Genomic DNA, 19,617 nt, shown 5'->3' with positions numbered 1-19,617 from the left:
TATACACGTTTCCAATGCATGGCTTGTGGGAATGTTAGACACTATTGATGCGGCCATATACTTGCTTGAAAAGTATTGTACCTTCGCCGTTGCTAAGCAATTCAGTGGCGAGGGATAGCAGCGTCAGTAGGGAGCTGACCCACATGGCGCTGCCAGTAACGGTGGTGTCCAATAAGCGCTTGGCTTACCATTACTCCCTTTGAATCAACAATGGCTCACGACGCGCAAAAAGGTAACGGAATGCTGGAATCCCTAAAAGGGGCATGGCGCTATCGCCAGTTTATTGCCACATCTATCCGCCACGAGTTGGTGACACGGTTTGCCCGTAGCCGCATCGGCGGCGCTTGGATGATCATTCATCCGCTGTCAATGGTACTGATTTACGCGCTGATCCTATCTGCTGTACTGGCAGCGAAGCTGCCGGGTATCGATAGCCAATACGCCTACGCTATCTACCTAACTGCAGGTATGCTGGGGTGGAGCCTGTTTAGCGAGATTCTTAACCGCTGCCTTGGCGTCTTTATTGAAAACGCCAACCTAATGAAAAAGCTAGTATTCCCCAAAATCGCCTTACCGGTGATTATCACGGGCTCCTGCTTAATAAATAACCTTGCCTTATTTGTGGTCATTTTGGTCGTCTTTGCCGTACTTGGTCACTTCACCCCAGCAACGCTGCTCTGGGTGCCAGTACTGACTGCCATTACCATACTGTTGGCGCTAGGGTTAGGGCTGATGCTGGGTATTTTAAACGTCTTTATTCGTGATATTGGCCAGCTAATGCCCATAGTAATGCAGTTTCTTTTCTGGTTTACCCCAGTGGTCTACCCAGCGGAAATAGTACCGCCATCATTACAGGCAATTTTAGCGTTTAATCCCCTATTCCATTTAGTTGGCGCCTACCACGCTGTGCTGGCCTATGGCCACTCGCCTTCCCTTATGGCGCTGGCCGGTTTAACCCTGTTGGGAGCAGGGCTTGTGGTTGTCAGCGCGATGTTGTTCCGTAAAGCCAGCCCGGAAATGGTGGATGCTCTATGAGTCAATCAACCGATTCACAGTCAAACCAATCACAAACAAACCAGCCGTTGCCAGACCAGGTATCGCCAACGTCCCCTAAACCCCTGCTGGAGGTTCGCGAACTGGGCAAAGCTTATCGCCGTTACCGTAACGAAATAATGCGCGTGGCCAGCTGGTTCAGTGCTATTCAACCTGAGGAAGAGACCTGGATACTGCGCAATATCAATTTTGATATTGCCCAAGGCGAAGCCGTCGGCATTGTTGGTCAAAACGGCGCGGGTAAAAGCACACTGCTCAAAATGATCACCGGCACGCTGCGCCCCACCGAAGGTTACATACGCACCCATGGCCGCGTTGCCGCTATTTTAGAGTTAGGCATGGGCTTTAACGGTGAGCTGACCGGCCGCCAAAATGTTATCCACTCCGCAGGGCTGATGGGCTTCACTCACGCCCAAATAGACGCTGCGATGGCCGACATAGAAGCGTTCGCCGAAATAGGCGACTACTTCGACAAACCCATGCGGGTTTACTCAAGCGGCATGCAAATGCGAGTGGCCTTTTCGGTAGCGACCGCCTTCCGGCCAGACATACTGATTGTGGATGAAGCGCTCTCGGTCGGGGATGCCTATTTCCAGCATAAAAGCTTTGACCGCATACGCGAATTCCAGCGCCAAGGCACCTCGCTGCTGATTGTTTCCCATGACAAAGCCGCCATACAAAGCCTGTGCGACCGCGCGATCCTGTTAGAGCAAGGCGAAGTGCTGCAAGACGGCCTGCCTCAAGACATCATGGACTACTACAATGCGATCATTGCCAAAAAAGAGAATGCTCAGGTAGAGGTGACGCCACTAGCCAGTGGTCAAATTCAAACCCGGTCAGGCACCGGAGAAGCCCGCGTTTCCCAGTTAAGCCTGCATGCAACAAACGGCAACCCGCTGGAAGTGGTTGACGTTGGTCAGGAAGTAGAGCTGCGAATCCATATATCTATCCAGGCTGATTTGCCGCAACTGGTGGTGGGCTACAAGCTCAAAGACCGCGTAGGCCAAGAAATATTTGGTACCAATACCTGGCACACACACCAAGTAGAGCATCAGCTAAGCGCAGGCGAAAAACTCATCTATCGCATGCGTTTCAGCGCTAACTTAGGGCCAGGAAGTTATTCGGTGTCAACGTCTCTGCACAGCAGCGACACTCACCTAACCCATAACTATCAATGGGTCGACCACGCGCTAGTCTTCCAAGTGGTTAATATGGAAAAAGACTTCTTCTTGGGGAGCAGCTGGGTCATGCCTACTATCGACTGTGAGCGCCAAGCCGCGATAAGTTCAGAACCTAACGAGTCAGTGTAATGGATTTTTATACCCGGTTTACCAACCACTTTCGTGGCGAAAAAGACGCTATTAAAGAACGCCTTAAAGTTTACGTACCGTTACTGGCGCCGATTATGGCGCGCTACCCAGAAGCATTGGTGGTTGACCTAGGCTCAGGCCGTGGCGAATGGCTCGAACTCATGCAGGAAAATGGCTGGCCCGCCAAAGGTATCGATACCAACGAAAGCATGGCCAGCGCCTGTAACGCAAGCGGCTTGCACGTTGAAGTTAACGACGCGCTAACGGCTTTGCAGCAAATCGAAACCAATACGCTGGCGGCGGTCACCGGCTTTCACATTGCAGAGCATATTCCTTTTGACAGCCTAGTAACCCTGATTCAAGAGGTGCATCGCGCGCTCAAACCAGGGGGAGTTCTCATCCTAGAGACACCCAACCCAGAAAATCTAACCGTTGGGCTATGGAGTTTCTACCTTGACCCCACCCACCTGCACCCGCTGCCTCCGCCACTGCTGCATTTTGTAGCCACTGACAGCGGCTACGCAAAAGCCAATATTTTGCGTTTAAACGGCCCCACGCCGCCCCCTGAAAACGCACCGCTGCGCCAATACTTGGATTGGGTGGTTTCCGCCTACCCTGACTATGCACTCGTGGCGCACAAGCAAGCCGATGATCTTAGCGCCCCCTGGTTCGACTACCTTGATAAGCTCACAGAGGCTCAGCAAGGCACCCTAGAAACTCTGGCTGCCAAGATCGAGGCACAAACCGAACAACTTGCTAAGTCCGAAAATCAACGCGCATCCGCCCTGCAAGAACGCCAGCACTACCTGCAGCAAACCAAGCGTCTTCAGCAAGAAATAGACAGCATTTATAACAGCCGCTCCTGGCGTATTACCAAGCCGCTGCGCAGCGCGATGCACTTCCACTATCAAACCGCCCAGGCAAGTGGGAAGTTACTACGTCGCCTAGCGCAAATACCCTGGTTAAAACGACTAGCGCTAAAAGTACTGGATCGCTTTCCTGGCCTAAAAGTCCGCATTTTAAAGCGCATGGCCGCAAGTGATGGTTTATTTAGCCGAGCAGGGCAATTCCGGGAAGAGGACTTCCAGAACCTGGATGCCGATGTCACCGCCGCGGTACGTAGCGAAGCGCTCAGCCTGCGCGATGCCCCCTTGGGCGGAAACGCTGACGTTCCAAAAGGCATTCGCTTGGAAGGCCATATTAACGGTAGCTACAGCTTGGCCGCGGTAAACCGCCACCTGCTGACGCGTTTAATGACCAGTGAGCAGTCGCCCGTACTATGGCTGGCGCCCCACGAGGGCAGCCCAGAACCCAGCGTACGCAGCACACCTGGGGGCGAAGCAGAAGTGGCTCAACTGAATGCACTGACCGACCCCATCGAGTGGCAGACCGTGGCAGAGCAGCAGCGCATTGCGCTTTATCATCATTACCCGCTCATTGAGCCTGAGCCAAGCCACGGGCTACCCATTGCGCTGTTTTTCTGGGAAGAGTCATGGGTGCCGGAAGAGATGATAGCCACCCTGAATGAGCATTACGCAGGCGTAATCGTCACCGCTTGGTTTGTTAAAAAAGTACTTATGGATAGCGGCTGTAAACTGCCTATTCACGTGGTCGCGTTACCGCTGGTGGCAAATCCGCATGCTGCCCAGAGCAGTGCACATGATCTTGTACGCGTCGCTCAGCAGCAAACCGTTAATTTACTCCATGTCTCATCAGCCTTTCCGCGTAAAGGCGTAGACGTGCTGCTGCAAGCATTTGAGCAGCTGGCCGCCGTCGACCCAACGCTGACGCTCACGGTTAAAACCTTCCCCAACCCCCATAACCAGATGGAAGGCTGGGTAGAGCAATACGTCAGTGCAAAATACCGCGAACGTCTGCACATCATTATTGATGATTATGACGCCGCACAAATGGCTGCGCTCTATCAGGCGGCCGATATAGTCGTGTTGCCCACCCGTGGCGAAGGACTCAATATGCCGGCCATCGAAGCCGGGGAGTTCTCCCGCGCACTGATCGTTACCGGCTACGGCGCCCACACCGATTTCACTCCGGCGCAGCATGCCGGTTGGGTGAACTACTGTTTCGACCATGCCCAATCGCACTTCAGTGCCGGGCAGGCCGTATGGGTAGAGCCCAGTGTGGCAAGTCTTACCCGACAAGTGCAGCAGCAGATCCAGCAATTGCGCCAACAGGGGGAAGGGGCAACGAATGCCGTGAGCAAGTTCCACGACGCTATTCAGCAGCGCTTTTACTCGCCTGCTGCGGTAGAGTCCCTGTTAGCAGCGCTAGCGCGCCTGCAGGCCAGTACCCAGCCTGAAGTGCCGCCTATTTCACTGAGCTTGTATACCTCATGGGACGAACCCTGCGGCATCGCCCAATACAGTGCTCATCTGGTAGAAGCGCTGCAAGCAACTAACTCAGTATTGAGCGTTTCAATCAATGCCCCGCAGTTTAGCAAAGGCCAGCGCCCCTCCTCAGGCGAACAGGAAAACCAGTTACCGGTAAGCCGTAACTGGCAGCGCAGCCAAAGCCCTACGTTAGCAGAAGCGGCTGGTAACGTAGTCTGGCTACAGCACCACTTCGCCTTTTACGAGCTAGACCGCGATCTGCAGTATCAAGTCGAGCAGTGCCGTCGCCAGGGCAAGCGTGTCTATATCACCCTGCATACGACCCGCCCAGTGATCGACTTTGACACTGTCCGCAGGCACACAGTGTCAGCAACACTTGCCGCCTTTGATCGAGTGTTTGTTCACACGTTAGACGACCTCAATTACCTAAAGCGCATCGGCCTAACCGATAACGTCACCCAATTACCACAGGGAGTGGATGCCGGCCAAGACGCTTCAGTGTCTATCAACAGCCAAGCACCTGTGATTGGCAGCTTCGGCTTCTTGCTCCCCCATAAAGGAGTCAATACCTTAATTGAGGCTTTTGCGTTGCTGTGTAAAAAGCAGTCGTTACCAAAGGCTGCCATATTGCGACTGATTACCTCCGTACGCGATGAGCCCAGCTCCCAGGAGGAACTGGCCCGCTGCCAGCGAACCGCGCAGCGCTTAGGGGTCGAAAAACAGATTGAGTGGGTGACTGACTTCCTTCCCCTGGAAGAGGCCCGGCAGCGCCTGGCAGAGTGCAGCGCCGTAGTGCTGCCTTATCAATATACCCAAGAGTCCAGCAGTGCTGCTGTACGCACGGCGGTCGCTGCATGCCCCAATATTCTCACCACGCCAGCGCCTATTTTTGATGAAGTCAAAAATATCGTTTGGCAAACCCGCGGCTTCGACAGCCAAGACATTGCCGAAGGCATTACCCATGTATTGAACGCCTCAGAAACCCAGCGCAAAGAGTATCATCAGGCCCGTCATCAATGGCTGGAACAGCGCAGCTGGCCTGCCTTGGCAAAACGCTATGAAGGCTTGATGAAAGCAGCCCTGGTTGACCAAGCGCTATGCCAAAGGCATGAGCGAAATCAGGTTGACACCCAAGGCTAGCCCGCCACAATACCTAACGCACCCGGCTGCCTCTGCGGCAGCCTGTACCTCCATGCGTTAATCCAGAACTTACTATGAAGAAAGGAACTGCGTCATGAACGCGATCGTGACAGGAATTACGGGCCAGGACGGCGCTTATCTTGCTGAGCTACTGCTAGAAAAAGGTTACACCGTGTACGGTACATACCGCCGTACCAGCTCGGTCAATTTTTGGCGTATCGAAGAACTTGGCATACAAAACCACCCCAACTTGCACTTGGTGGAGTACGACCTTACCGATTTATCCTCCAGCATTCGCCTAGTGCAGCAGTGCAAGCCCCGTGAAATTTACAACCTTGCCGCGCAAAGTTTCGTAGGCGTCTCGTTTGACCAGCCCATTACAACGGCCGAGATCACCGGGCTGGGCGTGGTGAATTTATTAGAAGCGATCCGTATCGTCGACAGCTCCATTCGTTTCTATCAGGCTTCCACCTCGGAAATGTTCGGCAAAGTACAGCAAGTGCCGCAAACCGAAGCCACTGATTTCTACCCGCGCAGCCCTTACGGCGTGGCCAAGCTCTATGCTCACTGGATGACCATTAACTACCGTGAGTCCTATAACATCTTCGCCACCAGCGGCATTCTGTTCAATCATGAGTCGCCCCTGCGTGGCCGCGAATTCGTCACCCGTAAGATTACCGACGGCGTTGCCCGCATCAAGCTCGGCAAACAGACCCACTTGGCTCTGGGTAACTTGGATGCCAAGCGCGACTGGGGCTACGCCAAAGAGTACGTGGAAGGCATGTGGCGCATGCTGCAAGCCGACACCCCGGAAACCTACGTGCTGGCTACTAACCGCACCGAAACCGTGCGTGATTTTGTCACGCTCGCCTTTAAAGCGGCGGATATTGAACTGCGTTGGGAAGGCGAAGCCGAACAGGAAGCCGCCGTTGACGTCGCTACCGGTAACATCGTGGTGGTCATCGACCCGAAGTTCTACCGCCCGGCCGAGGTAGAACTGCTGATAGGCAACCCGGCCAAAGCCACCCAAGAACTCGGCTGGCAGCCTAACACCAGTCTGGAAGAACTGTGCAAGATGATGGTAGAAGCCGACTTGGAACGCGTCAAAAATGGCACCGGTGCATAAGCCACCCGGGCCACTAAAGCGGTAAGGAGCCACCATGCAAACCTGCCTAGTCACAGGCGGCAGCGGCTTTACCGGCCGTTATCTGATTGCCGAATTAAAACGTCAGGGGCGCCGCGTGGTGGCCCTGGCCAGCCAGCCTTGCGGCGCCGATGAGCACCACGCGATAGACCTTAACGATGCGGCTGCGCTCGCCGCGCTGGTCAACAGCGTAGCGCCACAACAGGTATACCACTTAGCGGCGCTGTCGTTTGTGGGCCACCCCACGCCGCTGGATTTTTACCACGTCAATGTGCTCGGCACCGAAAACCTGCTCAAAGCAGTCAGTGTACTGCCAGACCCGCCAAGGGTACTGTTGGCCAGCAGTGCCAATGTGTATGGGGCCAACGGCCAAGCGGTGATCAGTGAACAGGTGTCCCCAGCACCGGTGAACCACTACGCCAACTCCAAAATGGCTATGGAGCATATTGCTAACACCTACGCCGAACGCCTACCGCTAATGATTGCACGACCTTTCAACTACACCGGCCCAGGGCAAGCAGCGCACTTTTTAGTGCCTAAAATTGTGCAACACATACAGCAGCGGGCGAGTGTGATTGAGCTGGGCAATACCCACGTAAGCCGCGACTTTAGCGACGTACGCGACATAGCCAGCATTTACTGCCGGTTATTAACGGAATGGCCTGTTGAGGCCAAAAGCGGCAGCATTGTTAATGTGGGCAGTGGCAAGGCGGCGTCACTAAAAGACGTTATTCACCGACTGGAAATGTTGGCAAACCATACATTAACCATAGAAGTTAACCCGACGTTTGTTCGAAGCAATGAAATACCGGAGCTAAAGGCTTGTACTCAGCGTTTAAACGCCTGGTTGCCTAGTTTGAAACGCTATTCACTGGATCAAACGCTGGCCGACATGCTCGAAAAAGCACCTGATTGAAGGCTATGCAACGATGACATCATAAGGAAACGCTGTTTTTTATTGGCAATAGCCTTGATCTATGGCAAGCTTAAACCATGCTAAGTTAAAAGAATGAGCAAAGGGTAACCAACACCTCATTAGGTTATCTTAAAATGCAATCAATATGGAAAGCATTAGCGAAACGTTACAAAACGGGTAGAAGCAAAAATAGCAGAAACAGAATTGATAGAAATAATTCAAGTCTTGCCAAATCTTGCATTGCACCCGATGATGTTTTTTTACTAAGCTCAACCTATTGACTTACCTCAAGGGCTACGGGTAAAACGTAGCTGCGAAATGTTGTGACGGTATAAAGTGTTCGCCGATAATTCAGCGATGCCTAAACCGAAACGCAAGGGATGAGTGTCAGTGTTGATGGTTTTTCATCAGCCTGATCTCTGGAGCGAGGCCTCGCTCACGGCCGCGCTTGCCATACAGAGCTAAACGCGGCTAATGTCGATTCGACACTTAAACACGGAGTTACATCAATGGCTTTAACTACTACCCAAATTCAGCAGCTTTATACGGCTTATTTTAACCGTACAGCTGATCAAGAAGGGATCGATTACTGGCAGGAGCAGGGCGTTAGCGAATCTGAGCTGCGTACATACCTAGCCAATGACGATCAGCCTGAATACGTAGAACTCTACGGCGACCGTACTCGTGAAGAGCTGGTAACCGCTATCTACCAGAACATGTTCGGTCGTGAGCCAGAAGCAGAAGGCCTGGAATACTGGGTTAACGGTGACGGTGCTTCCGTACCGGCCAGCGAACTCCCGCAGCTGTTCATCTCTGCCGCTTCTGACGAAGACGCTGCAGCGTTCGATGAGAAAGTCGATGATCAGATGCCGACGCCGCCGGGTAGCGACGAAACTATTCGTCTGACTCAGCAAGCCGACAACCTGCAAGGCGCTGACGGTTCAGACACCACTTTCGAAGCACCGGTTACGCAAAACGAAACCGGTTCTGGCGAGTTAGCCAATACCTTTGAAACTGGCGACGTTCTTGACGGCGGTGCTGATAGCACCAACGTTCTGCGCGCTGACTTGATTGCATCAGGTTCCATTTCTGACAACTGGGCACCAGCGATTTCTGCTGAGACCACTAACATCCAAGAAGTTTACCTGCGTGCACAAGCTACTCGTGTAGACCAAGGTGCTTCCAACACTACCTTCGGCGCTACTGTAGACGCTGAGAAAATGGCTGGTGTTGAACAGTGGTGGACAGATAACAGCCGTGCCGATATCCGCATCGAAGATATCCGCACCGCTACCGACGAAACCACCTTCGGTATGCGCGAAACCGATCCGGAAGTTGGCTATGAAGCTTACTTCAACCCGCTGTTCCTGGAAGGTGATGTCAGCTCTGACTCTGAACTGAGCATCGTCATTCAGGAAATCGATGGCGACCAAGTGCTGGCCGCTAACGAGCTGCAAAACATCACCGTTCGTGAAGTTAATTTCACTGTTGGTGGTGAAGACGTAACCTTGTCTAATGACCAGATCTCTGCTGCTAACACCTGGGCTGAGCTTGAAGCTGCCATTGCTGCTGAAATCGAAGCGCAAAACCTTGAAGGTCTTAGCGTTTCTCACACTGGTAACGGCCAGTTCGTGATCGACGATGAGCAAGGTCGTCCGTTCGAAATCGTTGAAGGCGAAGCGCTGATTTTCGGTGCGACAGCTGATATCGACGTACGTAACCGCGTTGAAGTGGGTCGTTTAGAGCAGGAAGGCCCGACTCAAACCACGCTGGTACTTGACGGTGCCGGTAACGGTTCACGTGGTGGCGACGTTAACATCGCAGCTATGTCCGGCGACCGTGGCATCGAAGTAATGGATGTTCTGGTTGATCGTGACAGCCACATCAAGAGCCTGCGTTCTGAAAACAACCCTAATTCAGTACAAGACTCTTTCTCTGCTGAACAGCAGTTGGAAGAAGTTAACCTGACCCACGTCGCAGAAGGCGCACAGGGTACTTTCCAGGTTGGCGCACGTACAGTTGACGAGAAAGGTGTTTCCACTACTATCGACGATCGTCTTTCTGTAGACGTTGACGAAGATGGTCAAGGCGACAGCGGTCTGCGTGACGTTCGTGTATTCAACGCCACTGGCTACAGCTCTGAAATCAAGCTGGCTGCCGAACTGTCAATTGACGTATTTGACAAGTACCTGGCTGGTGCAGAAGAGACTGTTCAGTTCAGCTACCTGCTGGGCGACGCGGGCAACAACCTAAGCCTGACCGTTGACAACCAAGTAGCTTCCGACCCTGATTTCGCTCTTGAAATCATCGGTGGTGACAGCAGCGATCGCGTCAACCTGACTGATCTGGCTGTGAAGAACTCTACTACCGTTGATCTGGAAGGTGGCGAAGAGAACACCGTTGAAGTTAGCACCACCACTGGTGCTACCGCTGATGAATTCGGCAACTTCACTCGCGCACCTGGCGATATTAAATTCACTGCTGCGCAAACTGCCTTTGGTGAGTTCGTTAACGTTGATCGTTTAGTTGTTGCAGACGACAATAACACTCGCCAGAACATCGTTACCGGCAACATGACCGCTATCGATGGCAAGGAAATTGTTATTGCAACAGACTTGGCTTCTGATGTAGCTGGCAATCCCATTGCTGAAACTGGTGTTAACACCGATATCGTTCAGGCGCGTATTGACACAGACCTGACCGTCTCTGGTAAGAATCAGACCCTGGGTTCACTCAACAACAACAATGACCAGTTCATTGGCGTTGTCGACGTGATCAACACCCGTCCGATCCCGACCCAGAACAACCTGGAAGTGCTGCTTGACAACACTGCCCGTTTGGATGGCGAACTGACTGTTGAAGCATTCAACGTCAGCACTGAAGGTGCAGGTACCAGCGCGGTTCGTGAGCTGGATCTGACTTCTGGTGGTCGTCGTAACACTGAAAACCTGGTACAAAGCGCTGCTTTGGCTGGCGTTAACAAAGTTGACCTAGACGGCACACAGAACCTTGACCTGCACATTGCAAACATGGGCTCTGGCGCTTCTGTTGTTGACGGCTCTGACCTGGGCGGCGACCTGGATCTGGCTATGAACGCTGGTATCCTGAACGGCGCAACTGACGTCATTACCGGTACTGCTGCAGAAACCGACACCCTGGCTGTGTACGGTGGTGATGCACAGGCAACTGTTACTGGTTTTGAAACCATTCAGTTGGGTCTGGCTGTAAACAACCAGTTCAACGGCGCGTTTACTGGCTTCTCTGGTGAATTCAACGCCGCTGCGGTATCCGGTGTTGAGCAGTACAACATTGCAGCCCTAAGCGGTGCAGCTGAGTTGATCAACCTGTCTGGTTCTGAGGTTGTAAACGTTGCAGCGAATGGCACTGACGCAAACCTGACGTTTATCGCTTCTGACCGTGCTAACGGTAACGAAATCTCCGTTAACTTCGCAGGCGATTACACCAGCGAGCTGTCTGTTCAAGACTACCGCACAGTTACACTGGGTCTAGCTGCAGAGACCGATTACGACTTTGATCTGGATCTGGAAACTGCTGACGGCACCAACGCAGGTACTACTTACGCTCGCACACTTGAAGTTGTTGGTGGCGGTGTAGATGCGAATGGTGATGTTACTACTACGCTGAACATTGGCGATCTTGACACTGCCCTGAGCACTGTTGACCTGTCAGGCTTCGAAGGTAACCTGCTTAATGCACAGTGGGCCGCAGAAACTGGCACCAACGGTACGATTGTTGCTAACGCATACAACTTTAGCTTCAACGTTGGCGGTGATGGTTCGAGCTCTGAGTTCATCTCTAGCTTCGACTTCAATGCCGACGCTGATGAAGCTGGTGTGGTTTGGGAGATCACTAACTTCCAAGTGTTTGACAACGTAGACGTTACGCTGTCTAACCAGTCTATCATCGACCTTCGTGACCTGGGTGTTGATAGCGCAGCAGACATCGTTGTTGAAGATGCTAATGCCTTCTTCACAGCGCTGGATGGCGATGCACAGCAAGCTTACATCGACCAAGGTTACTCAGCAGCAGACTTTGCAGCTGGTGACACTGTTGTAACTTCAAGCGAAGGTCTGGACTTCACCATTCTGTTGAACGGTGTTGCCTCTACAGACCTCGTAAATGAAAACTTTGCAGGTATTGCATAAGCTGCCTTTGGCAACTTATTGACTGCACTGTAGTCGTACTAAGGCCATCCTTCGGGGTGGCCTTTTTATTTGGCGGCTGGTTTAATGCTGCCGAGAGCAAATATTTCTCAAGGAGAGACCATGTTTCGTCAGTTAACCCCGCTACAACCTCGCGAACATCAGCAGTTGCGCTTTAATCCCCGCCAGCCTTACGATTTTGCAAAGGAGCAAATGCTGATTCCGGTGGTCGCAGCGGAAACGGCGCGTATCGCCCGTGAAATGCCTATCGTCTTTCCGCTAAGTGGTGGCCTGCCCCAGGCGCTGGTAGGCGTTAACCACGGTCAAAATATGCATGTTAAAGAGGACACTGGCCACTGGATTGGTCGCTATATACCTGCCCATATTCGCCGCTACCCCTTTATGCTGGCAGCTGTGCCAGGCACTGAGGGCTCAGGCAGTGAACAGCAGTATGTTATTCAGTTTGATGCCGAAGCGAGCCATCTGGAACGCCCCGATGGCCTGGCCCTGTTTGATGATCAGGGGCATGCTACCGAAACACTCCAGCAAATCCAGAAGGTGCTGACCAACCTGGAGCGGGAAAATCACCGCACTCTAGGTCTAGTGGCTGAGTTAGAAGCAGCAGGCTTGCTGGCCGAGCGGCAAATCTATGTGGGCGAAGAAGGTAAGGGTGGCAAGCGTTTAGCCGGTATTCGTTTGGTGGATGAAAAAGCCTTAGCCGCACTGGATGGTGATACGTTGGCTAAGTTACGAACCAGCGGTGCCTTGGCCCTGGTATACGCGCACCTGCTTTCGCTGAACAACCTGCGCGATGGCCTGCTGGCCCAGATGACCCGCGCCGACCACGCCGACAGCGCGGCCGACCAGCAGCCCATGTCGCTGGATCAACTCTTCGAAGAAGGCGATGACGACTTCTCCTTCGATTTCGATAGCTAACCCAAAACACCACTCAAACCCAATAGGAGCTTTCCATGGCTGAACAACAGAAAACCATCACCATCGATAACCGCGAATACGGCGTTAACGACCTTTCCGAAAGTGCCCGTAACCAGGTGGTCAACCTGCGCGTCACCGATGAAGAAATCCGCCGCCTGCAACACCAGCTCGCCATCGCCCAAACCGCCCGCACGGCCTACGCCAATGCGCTAAAGGCAGAACTTCCCAAGAAGTAAGATGGCCGCTGCTTAGATGTTAAAACGCCGCCTTTTGTGCGGCGTTTTGTACGTAATATCTAAAAGGAAGTTTTAGATGGATTCTCAAGGGCTGTTTCAGGCAGTAACAACCGGTACCTATCGGTCATCGCTCTATGAAAAGTATTACGCAATAGAAACAAAAGCGGATGGGCCGGTGCTTTTTAGGTCATCCTACTCCTATCCTGATATTTACGATGAGGCCTTTAATCTTATCGGCAAAATGGACTCGAATATCGTTTATCTCAAGAGCGGTAAATACCATTTTCACACTCAGTTCGGTAGCCCAAGAAATGCGGAAGTGAGTATTTACCTTCCTGGCGACGAATCTTTCAACTCCTTGCAAGCGGTCACACAGGGGAGTTATGAAGTTAGTGGCTACACAAACTTTAATAGTATTACCACCTATCAAAGTGGCCATATCTTCATTAGCGCTACCGGCGATAGTGCAACATACAAAATTTATGATAAGCAGCTTAATTTAGTCACTGATGGGTATGGTAGCAGTGGGCCGCTATACCTGGAGGCTGGCGAGTATGTGTTGTACACCACTTTCAACGGGAGCAACAAAGGATTAAGTGTCGATATTCCCGATCACCTTTTGTATGACACTACTGACAGTGGAGCAGAGAACAGTCCAGTGGACGAAAACGGTAATGCGGTAGACATCACTCAAAATACCGTTGAAAATATCGCCCTGATTTACGAAGCGGCGCTCAACCGCCAGCCTGATGAAAGCGGCTTGAACTACTGGATTGGGGTGGCGCAACAAGGCCAAAGCACCATCGATATTTCCGGATTCTTTATCCAATCTGATGAGTTTTTGACGAACTTCGGCGCGCCTAGCAATAACGACTTCATTGATCGCATGTACCTGAACGTACTAGACCGCAATGCCGATGCCGCTGGTAAAACCTATTGGCTTGACCAAATGGCCACCGGGCTAACGCAAGTCGAGGTGCTGAACTATTTCGCCGTTTCCCAGGAAAATATCGACAATGCCGTGTGGTTGTCAGGGTTAGCAGAGACCGATAGCGGCTGGGTGATTTAACGAGGTCTCACTCTGTCAGGCCCCCTAGAAGGGGCCTATATACTTTATTCTTCAAAAAGCGCTAATACGGCATAAAAGCGGCTACTGCCGCTACCCTAGCTTGGCCGTGGGGGATTCCTCTGTCCATGGTGTCCATGTCGAGGCTTTAGAGCGCCCCAGCGACTGTTGGGAGTCATTGATGGCGTGTGCCATCATCAATAGGCGGCAGTGCATAGGGTCATCAGATGCTCCAATGCGTGTTTGTAGATGATCCATGTCAATGCGATATACGCACCAACAATGGCCAGAATGTGTGATGGTGTCCGGTAGCAAGACACGCAGTTGGTGAAGTTGCCAGACCAGCTGCTGTGTGACTAAGGTTTCTTGTTGTGCTTCGCGTAAGCCACTGAGTGTGCTTTGTAAATAATCACTGGCTTGGCCATCGGGTTCGAAAAGCCGGTGACCCGTCATATCTCCCCAATGCGGCGCATAAGGGTCGCCCCATAACACGCTGCCTAGTTGACCACAGCCATCGGCATCAAGCCCGACCACATGCTGCGTGAGCGAGAACGGATAGTGTTTCCAAAGCCGAGGCGTATGATCACCAAACGGGTTACCTTGCCCCGGTTGGAGAAGGGCGAGTGGTAGCGTCTCTGGGCCAGTAGGCAGCACGATGGGAATGCCCTGGTTGGCGAGCGGGGTAATGTCTGCCAACACTAGGCTTACACACGCCTGCTGCGCAGCGAATAAGCGGTTATCACGCGGAGTAATGCGCTGTGCGTAGAAGGCGTCGCGGGTAATGATCATCAAATGCTCCGTGCCCCAGGTGTGGGCAGTTGAGGGGGTTAGGAAGAAACCGGTAGTTGCCCGCGCCCAAGCCGCGGATAGCCAGCGGGAAACTCAAGATAGGTCAAGCGATCCACCTGGAGCAGGGCGTTAACCATACGCTTGAGTTCTTGAAAACGCGGTTCAAACGAGGCGTGCTGTCGGTCAAGTAATACCGTGGTGCGATTTTCTTTTTGGTTAGGGAGACACAGCCATTTAGGTGAAAACCGTTGACGTGTGACTGGCCCGTCCAACAGATCCACACACGCTCCCTCTCCTTGGGTAATCTGTTCTATCCATAACTGACAAATCTGTTCTTTAAGGTCAGGCGTTATGCTAAACACCTCCGGGTCAAAAAATAAAAAGAAATGAAAAAGATAGGGATAGCTGCTGTTTCCATCACGTTTCCAAATATACCCCTTCAGTCCTTTGAATAAGGGCGAGTGTCGTCTTTTCTGCACAAACTGCTTGAAATGCGCATCTGCTCCGTAAAAGTCCAATGGAGGCTGTTGATGACGACTCGCCATCGGAGTGTAAGTAAGCCCAATGTATAACACCTCTAAAGCGGCATGCTGATGAACCAAACTATCTAAATAGTGCGTGTATGATTTCGTGCTTTTGTAAAGTGCTTTACGAGCTGCCTGCATCTGTCGCTGGTTGTCAGCGTGTTTTGTCACCTCTTGCAGTTCAGAAAAGCAGCATTTGACGTCCTTATAGAGATCGAAGAAGTAGCCGTTCTGAACGTCAAGGTGCTGTGTGTCAGAGGACGTTATGCCGTACTTTTCCAGCAGTGGGCGGAAGATATTCCAGTAGCGTGTCACGCTATGATCAAAGCGCCTTATTTGCCCTTTATCCTGGGTACGATATTCCTCGATCAGAAGAATGTCTTGGATAACCAGGGCCGGTCCAAGAATAGCTGATACGGGTAATACATAAGACGGGTGGTCTGGTGAAAAGGGGGCAGCCTTGGTTGGCAGTTGATCTACCATCGCACCGGCATAACCTTCCCACGTTCGATAACTCAGTATTCTTTTTATTTCGTCATCTGCTTTCAACAGAGGAAGAAGTGCGCCCTGTACATCGACAAGAGTACCTTTCCAGGTAGGGGTGCTTGCTGTCTTCAGAGCAAGCACGGGTCGTAGAAGCCAATACTCCAACAGCGCTAGAGCGTCGGGCGCTATCGCAGGGTTCGGTGATCTAGCCATTGCCGTCATCTTCAAGTCGGGGGTATGATCTGAATGTTAGATGAGTTTTATCATCATCGTCAAGCCCAGCCCATTCCCCACGTCTCTTAAAGGAGTCTTTTATGACCCGTGCTACATTTCCTCTCTCTCAAGAAGGCACCTATTTATCCCATTCGACAGGGATGAACATGCCCATTACGCCTCCGCAAAATGCCAAGCAAGGGAGGCCAGTGAGGCCGTGTAATGCGAATATGCTTCGTCAATTGATTCGCGATCATTACCAGTTAGTTATGGATATGAATGGGGTGTATTACCTGATGCCGTTTGCTTTGGGCGGTTCGCTCTTGATGGAGCCAGAGTTGATAGGATCTGAGCTCAAGCGTTGGGCGGCTGACTTTCTCAACCGTGATGTATCCAATACACAAATTAGCAATGCGCTGGATATTCTGCGTAGTGAGCCTGCTGAACGTAGGCACGTCGCCCATGGTCGTACATGGTTGGGTGAGCAAGGTGAGCGATACATTGATTTAGACGGTCATTATTCTGTCTGGGAGCGGGGGCAAGAAAGCCGATTCTATACGTCAACACTTCAGCCTCATTGGAGGCCCGCCAACTGTTGTCCATATTCCACCGGGGGTGTTCAAGGCGCTCACGCGTTTGACGTTAGGAACATTCAGTATATTGAAAAACATTTACCGCTACCGTTAAATCGGGAGTGGTTAATCTACGCCTATATGGTGCTAGCACTGATGCCTGAACGTCAGATGCTGGCATTAGAAATCACCGGTGTGTCTCATCAAGGTAAAACACGGTGGTTAACGGCCCTCAAACAATGGCTTGATCCATGCATTCGCGATGATGTGAACCATCAGCCGCCAAGTAAAGTGAGCGATTTGGATGCCTTGGCATGGCATCACCATGTGTTGGTATTGAATGGCGTGGAGAAGCCGCTTTCGACGGCTGTTCAGCGACGCTTGCTGGGTTTTCTGAACGGTACGACCCTTGCTTGGAAGAAAAAAGGGTCTTCTTCTCACCTTCGTACAAAGCGTATGCCCCTCATCAGTGCTGATGAACCCGTCGTTACCGATCCAGCGCTGGTGGAGCGTACACTCAGTATTGAGTTGCCTTTGCGGTCACCACCTGCTAGTAAATCTGCACCGTCTGACATCGACCCCAATATAGGACGATTGCTCATCCCCAATGATCTATCGATGGTACAAGCGGCGTTATTTGAATTGCTTGGCCAAGCGCATGCCCACATAGATACCACCTTCCTAGATCGTCATGTTCCTGATGGGTGGCAAGACTTCTGCAAAGTAGGGATGATTGTTTCCCGGGCGGTGGCCGGGACGGATGAGGCCTTCTGGGCACAATACGAAGACTATCGCAACGAGCGTGCCCGAGAGTTGATAGAACAAGACCCTGTGGCAATGGCGGTGGAACGCTTTTTTGATGAATCGGGGCAGCGAGAGGCAGTGGAGTACCCGGCGGGGGAATGGTTAACGCTCTTATCACCCTATCGAGAGCAGGACGTGGCGGAACGTGATTGGCCTGCCAATGCCCGAGCGATGGGGGCGGCCCTTAAACGAGCTGCGTCGCTGCTTAATGCGCAAGGGTATCGGTGTTTAGACAATGGCAAGCGTGGAAGCACTTACCGTTGGGAAATCGCCCCCATCAGCATTGCCCGTCGACACGTCTAACGCGTCTTACTTACGACATCACGACATCGTGATCCACGGTTTCTCCATATTGGCCCTGAAAAAGGGCCTTTTTTGTGGTTTTTAATCAATCAATGTCGTGATGTCGTCATGTGTAAGTACCCCCGCAGCAGGGTGACGGCGGCACCCGAAGGGCAGCGCCGCCCCTGTTCCCACTCCTGATACGTCCGCACGCTAATCCCTAATTGCTGGGCCAGCTCGGCCTGAGTTAGTCCTTGATGCTGTCGGCATGCCTGCACGTCTGCCATCAATTGGACATGCGTCATGCTAGTGAGCGGTAGGTGTGTGAGCGGGTAGATGGGTTGCGCTTTTGTCGAAAATGAGGCCATTGCTTACTCCATAAGAAGGCGATGGGCCGTTCCGTCATGGACGGCCCCATACCATGGCGTACATCGTTCCCTGTCGATGCACTTATCTTCACCCAGGTACTATCCATGACTGTATAAGATGGCCCGATGACCTTGGCCGTAAGCCTTGCTGAAGAGCTTGCACAGGTAGCTACCGCGTAAAAATAGGGCAGGCAGTGCCGCGTAGTCGTTGTTGGCTTCCAGGTAGTAATGGCTGAGTAAAGGGGCATGCCACACTTCTTGCTCTGTTGGATGGCCCCTGGACAGCTGAACACAAGGTTTGGCGATCTCCGTCGGAATCCCCAAGGCACTAGCCCACGCTTCCGAGAGCATGTTGAACAGGTTGCGGCCTTCGTAATCCACGGTGCCTGGCGTGTGGTAGGCATGCAGATTAAAAAACAGCAGCAGGTGGAAGTGGGGTGCGCCGTCTTGGCTTTGTTCTCGGGCAATCACATAGCGAATGCGGCAGTGATGTGGGCTTCCTCGACGTTGGCGATCATAATTTACCTTTGCTTGGAAGGAGGCCATACAGCGTTTGATCGGGGCGTTGGAGTGGCCATCGTGGGGCAAGGTCACGCCGTGGGGGAGGGTGAGATCAAAGCGGCAGGCCATCACCCGTTTACTCTCGCTAATGGCGTTCCACGTTACGCGGTAAAGGATATCTAAATACTCTTTTGCTAAAGGCCCCCGGTGGGTGAGTACCGGTAACTCGGTGCCAGGCGCGGGCCAATACGTCGAGGAGGTGATCGGCGTTAGATTGCGGTTAATACACGGCGTCGCGGTCATACATCATCTCATGGAAGTAAGTGAGTCAAAGGAGCGCCTTTTCACTACGCTGAAAACGGCAAGGTCTGGTGACCGTGTCTAGGTCAGTACACGGGTCATGTAGATACGGCACGGCGTGTAAACCTACGACGGTGGTGAAGTGACGCTAACGGGTAGGTATCAACCCAGGAATGAAGGTAAGGACTGATTCAGATGATGGACTGATTAAGCGGTGTTGGTTGAGCACTGTGTTGGCGTTAGTGATCGTCGTTTGTTTCATTACGATCATAAGCCTAATGGGAGTGTTGAGAGCGATTGATGACGTTTTATAGGTGAGGGCTTTAGTGACTGATCAGTCGTTAAATGTTGGTCGTGTTTCAGGATTGATCCTTTGGGAAGGATGATAACAGTTGGTATATTGAGTAAGTAATACTAACGTATCCTAACCTGGATTTCTCATAGTACCTCAGCCAGTACCGCACTC

The 19,617-nt window shown here is 52.3% G+C and carries 14 protein-coding genes; 10 read left to right on the top strand and 4 right to left on the bottom strand.

What is annotated here, in order from left to right; genetic code table 11:
* Positions 1-240: 240 nt before the first annotated feature.
* The 9 genes from INT19_RS07500 to INT19_RS07460 all read left to right on the top strand — a co-directional run bounded on the left by INT19_RS07500 (position 241) and on the right by INT19_RS07460 (position 14,315).
* The gene (locus INT19_RS07500) at positions 241-1,035 is read left to right on the top strand and encodes an ABC transporter permease (RefSeq protein WP_193060320.1); all 795 of its coding nucleotides are present in this window, start codon (positions 241-243) and stop codon (positions 1,033-1,035) included.
* Positions 1,032-2,363, top strand: a complete 1,332-nt coding sequence (locus tag INT19_RS07495) for an ABC transporter ATP-binding protein (RefSeq protein WP_193060319.1) — start codon at positions 1,032-1,034, stop codon at positions 2,361-2,363. The genes INT19_RS07500 and INT19_RS07495 overlap by 4 nt, the downstream gene beginning before the upstream one ends.
* On the top strand, positions 2,363-5,851 hold the full coding sequence (locus tag INT19_RS07490; RefSeq protein WP_193060318.1) for a glycosyltransferase: 3,489 nt from the start codon (positions 2,363-2,365) through the stop codon (positions 5,849-5,851). Before INT19_RS07495 ends, INT19_RS07490 begins: the two co-directional genes overlap by 1 nt.
* A 94-nt stretch (positions 5,852-5,945) precedes the next feature.
* Positions 5,946-6,977 carry a GDP-mannose 4,6-dehydratase gene (gmd, locus tag INT19_RS07485; RefSeq protein ID WP_193060317.1) on the top strand — a complete coding sequence of 344 codons (1,032 nt, stop codon included), beginning with the start codon at positions 5,946-5,948 and terminating at the stop codon, positions 6,975-6,977.
* A gap of 34 nt (positions 6,978-7,011) precedes the next feature.
* A complete protein-coding gene (locus INT19_RS07480; protein WP_193060316.1) occupies positions 7,012-7,911 on the top strand; it encodes an NAD-dependent epimerase/dehydratase family protein in 900 nt (299 codons plus the stop codon).
* Positions 7,912-8,420: 509 nt separating this feature from the next.
* Positions 8,421-12,077: a DUF4214 domain-containing protein gene (locus INT19_RS07475; protein ID WP_193060315.1), complete on the top strand. Its 3,657-nt coding sequence runs from the start codon at positions 8,421-8,423 to the stop codon at positions 12,075-12,077.
* Positions 12,078-12,197: 120 nt separating this feature from the next.
* Complete coding sequence (locus INT19_RS07470) at positions 12,198-13,010, top strand: SapC family protein (protein WP_193060314.1); 813 nt, start codon at positions 12,198-12,200, stop codon at positions 13,008-13,010.
* A 35-nt stretch (positions 13,011-13,045) separates the two neighbouring features.
* Positions 13,046-13,246 (top strand): DUF6447 family protein, encoded by a 201-nt coding sequence (locus INT19_RS07465; RefSeq protein WP_193060313.1) that lies wholly within the window; start codon positions 13,046-13,048, stop codon positions 13,244-13,246.
* Between the two features lie 76 nt (positions 13,247-13,322).
* The gene (locus tag INT19_RS07460; protein ID WP_193060312.1) at positions 13,323-14,315 is read left to right on the top strand and encodes a DUF4214 domain-containing protein; all 993 of its coding nucleotides are present in this window, start codon (positions 13,323-13,325) and stop codon (positions 14,313-14,315) included.
* Positions 14,316-14,405: 90 nt separating this feature from the next.
* On the opposite strand, the gene INT19_RS07455 is transcribed toward INT19_RS07460, so the two are convergent.
* Positions 14,406-15,101 carry a SapC family protein gene (locus tag INT19_RS07455; RefSeq protein WP_193060311.1) on the bottom strand — a complete coding sequence of 232 codons (696 nt, stop codon included), beginning with the start codon at positions 15,099-15,101 and terminating at the stop codon, positions 14,406-14,408.
* 38 nt (positions 15,102-15,139) lie between these two features.
* Positions 15,140-16,324 carry a hypothetical protein gene (locus INT19_RS07450; RefSeq protein ID WP_193060310.1) on the bottom strand — a complete coding sequence of 395 codons (1,185 nt, stop codon included), beginning with the start codon at positions 16,322-16,324 and terminating at the stop codon, positions 15,140-15,142.
* Between the two features lie 101 nt (positions 16,325-16,425).
* On the opposite strand from INT19_RS07450, the gene INT19_RS07445 reads away from it, so the two are divergent.
* A complete protein-coding gene (locus tag INT19_RS07445; RefSeq protein WP_193060309.1) occupies positions 16,426-18,003 on the top strand; it encodes a hypothetical protein in 1,578 nt (525 codons plus the stop codon).
* 89 nt (positions 18,004-18,092) lie between these two features.
* Here INT19_RS07445 and INT19_RS07440 read toward each other — a convergent pair whose 3' ends face one another.
* Both INT19_RS07440 and INT19_RS07435 read right to left on the bottom strand, forming a co-directional pair.
* Positions 18,093-18,350, bottom strand: a complete 258-nt coding sequence (locus INT19_RS07440; RefSeq protein WP_226912571.1) for a helix-turn-helix domain-containing protein — start codon at positions 18,348-18,350, stop codon at positions 18,093-18,095.
* A gap of 99 nt (positions 18,351-18,449) precedes the next feature.
* The gene (locus tag INT19_RS07435) at positions 18,450-19,154 is read right to left on the bottom strand and encodes a YagK/YfjJ domain-containing protein (RefSeq protein WP_193060308.1); all 705 of its coding nucleotides are present in this window, start codon (positions 19,152-19,154) and stop codon (positions 18,450-18,452) included.
* Positions 19,155-19,617 lie beyond the last annotated feature (463 nt).

This window comes from Halomonas sp. 3A7M (genome assembly GCF_014897875.1).
Lineage (GTDB): Bacteria > Pseudomonadota > Gammaproteobacteria > Pseudomonadales > Halomonadaceae > Vreelandella.
The sequence above is the reverse complement of the archived record's forward strand: the minus strand, read 5'-3'. Positions and strand labels throughout refer to the sequence as shown.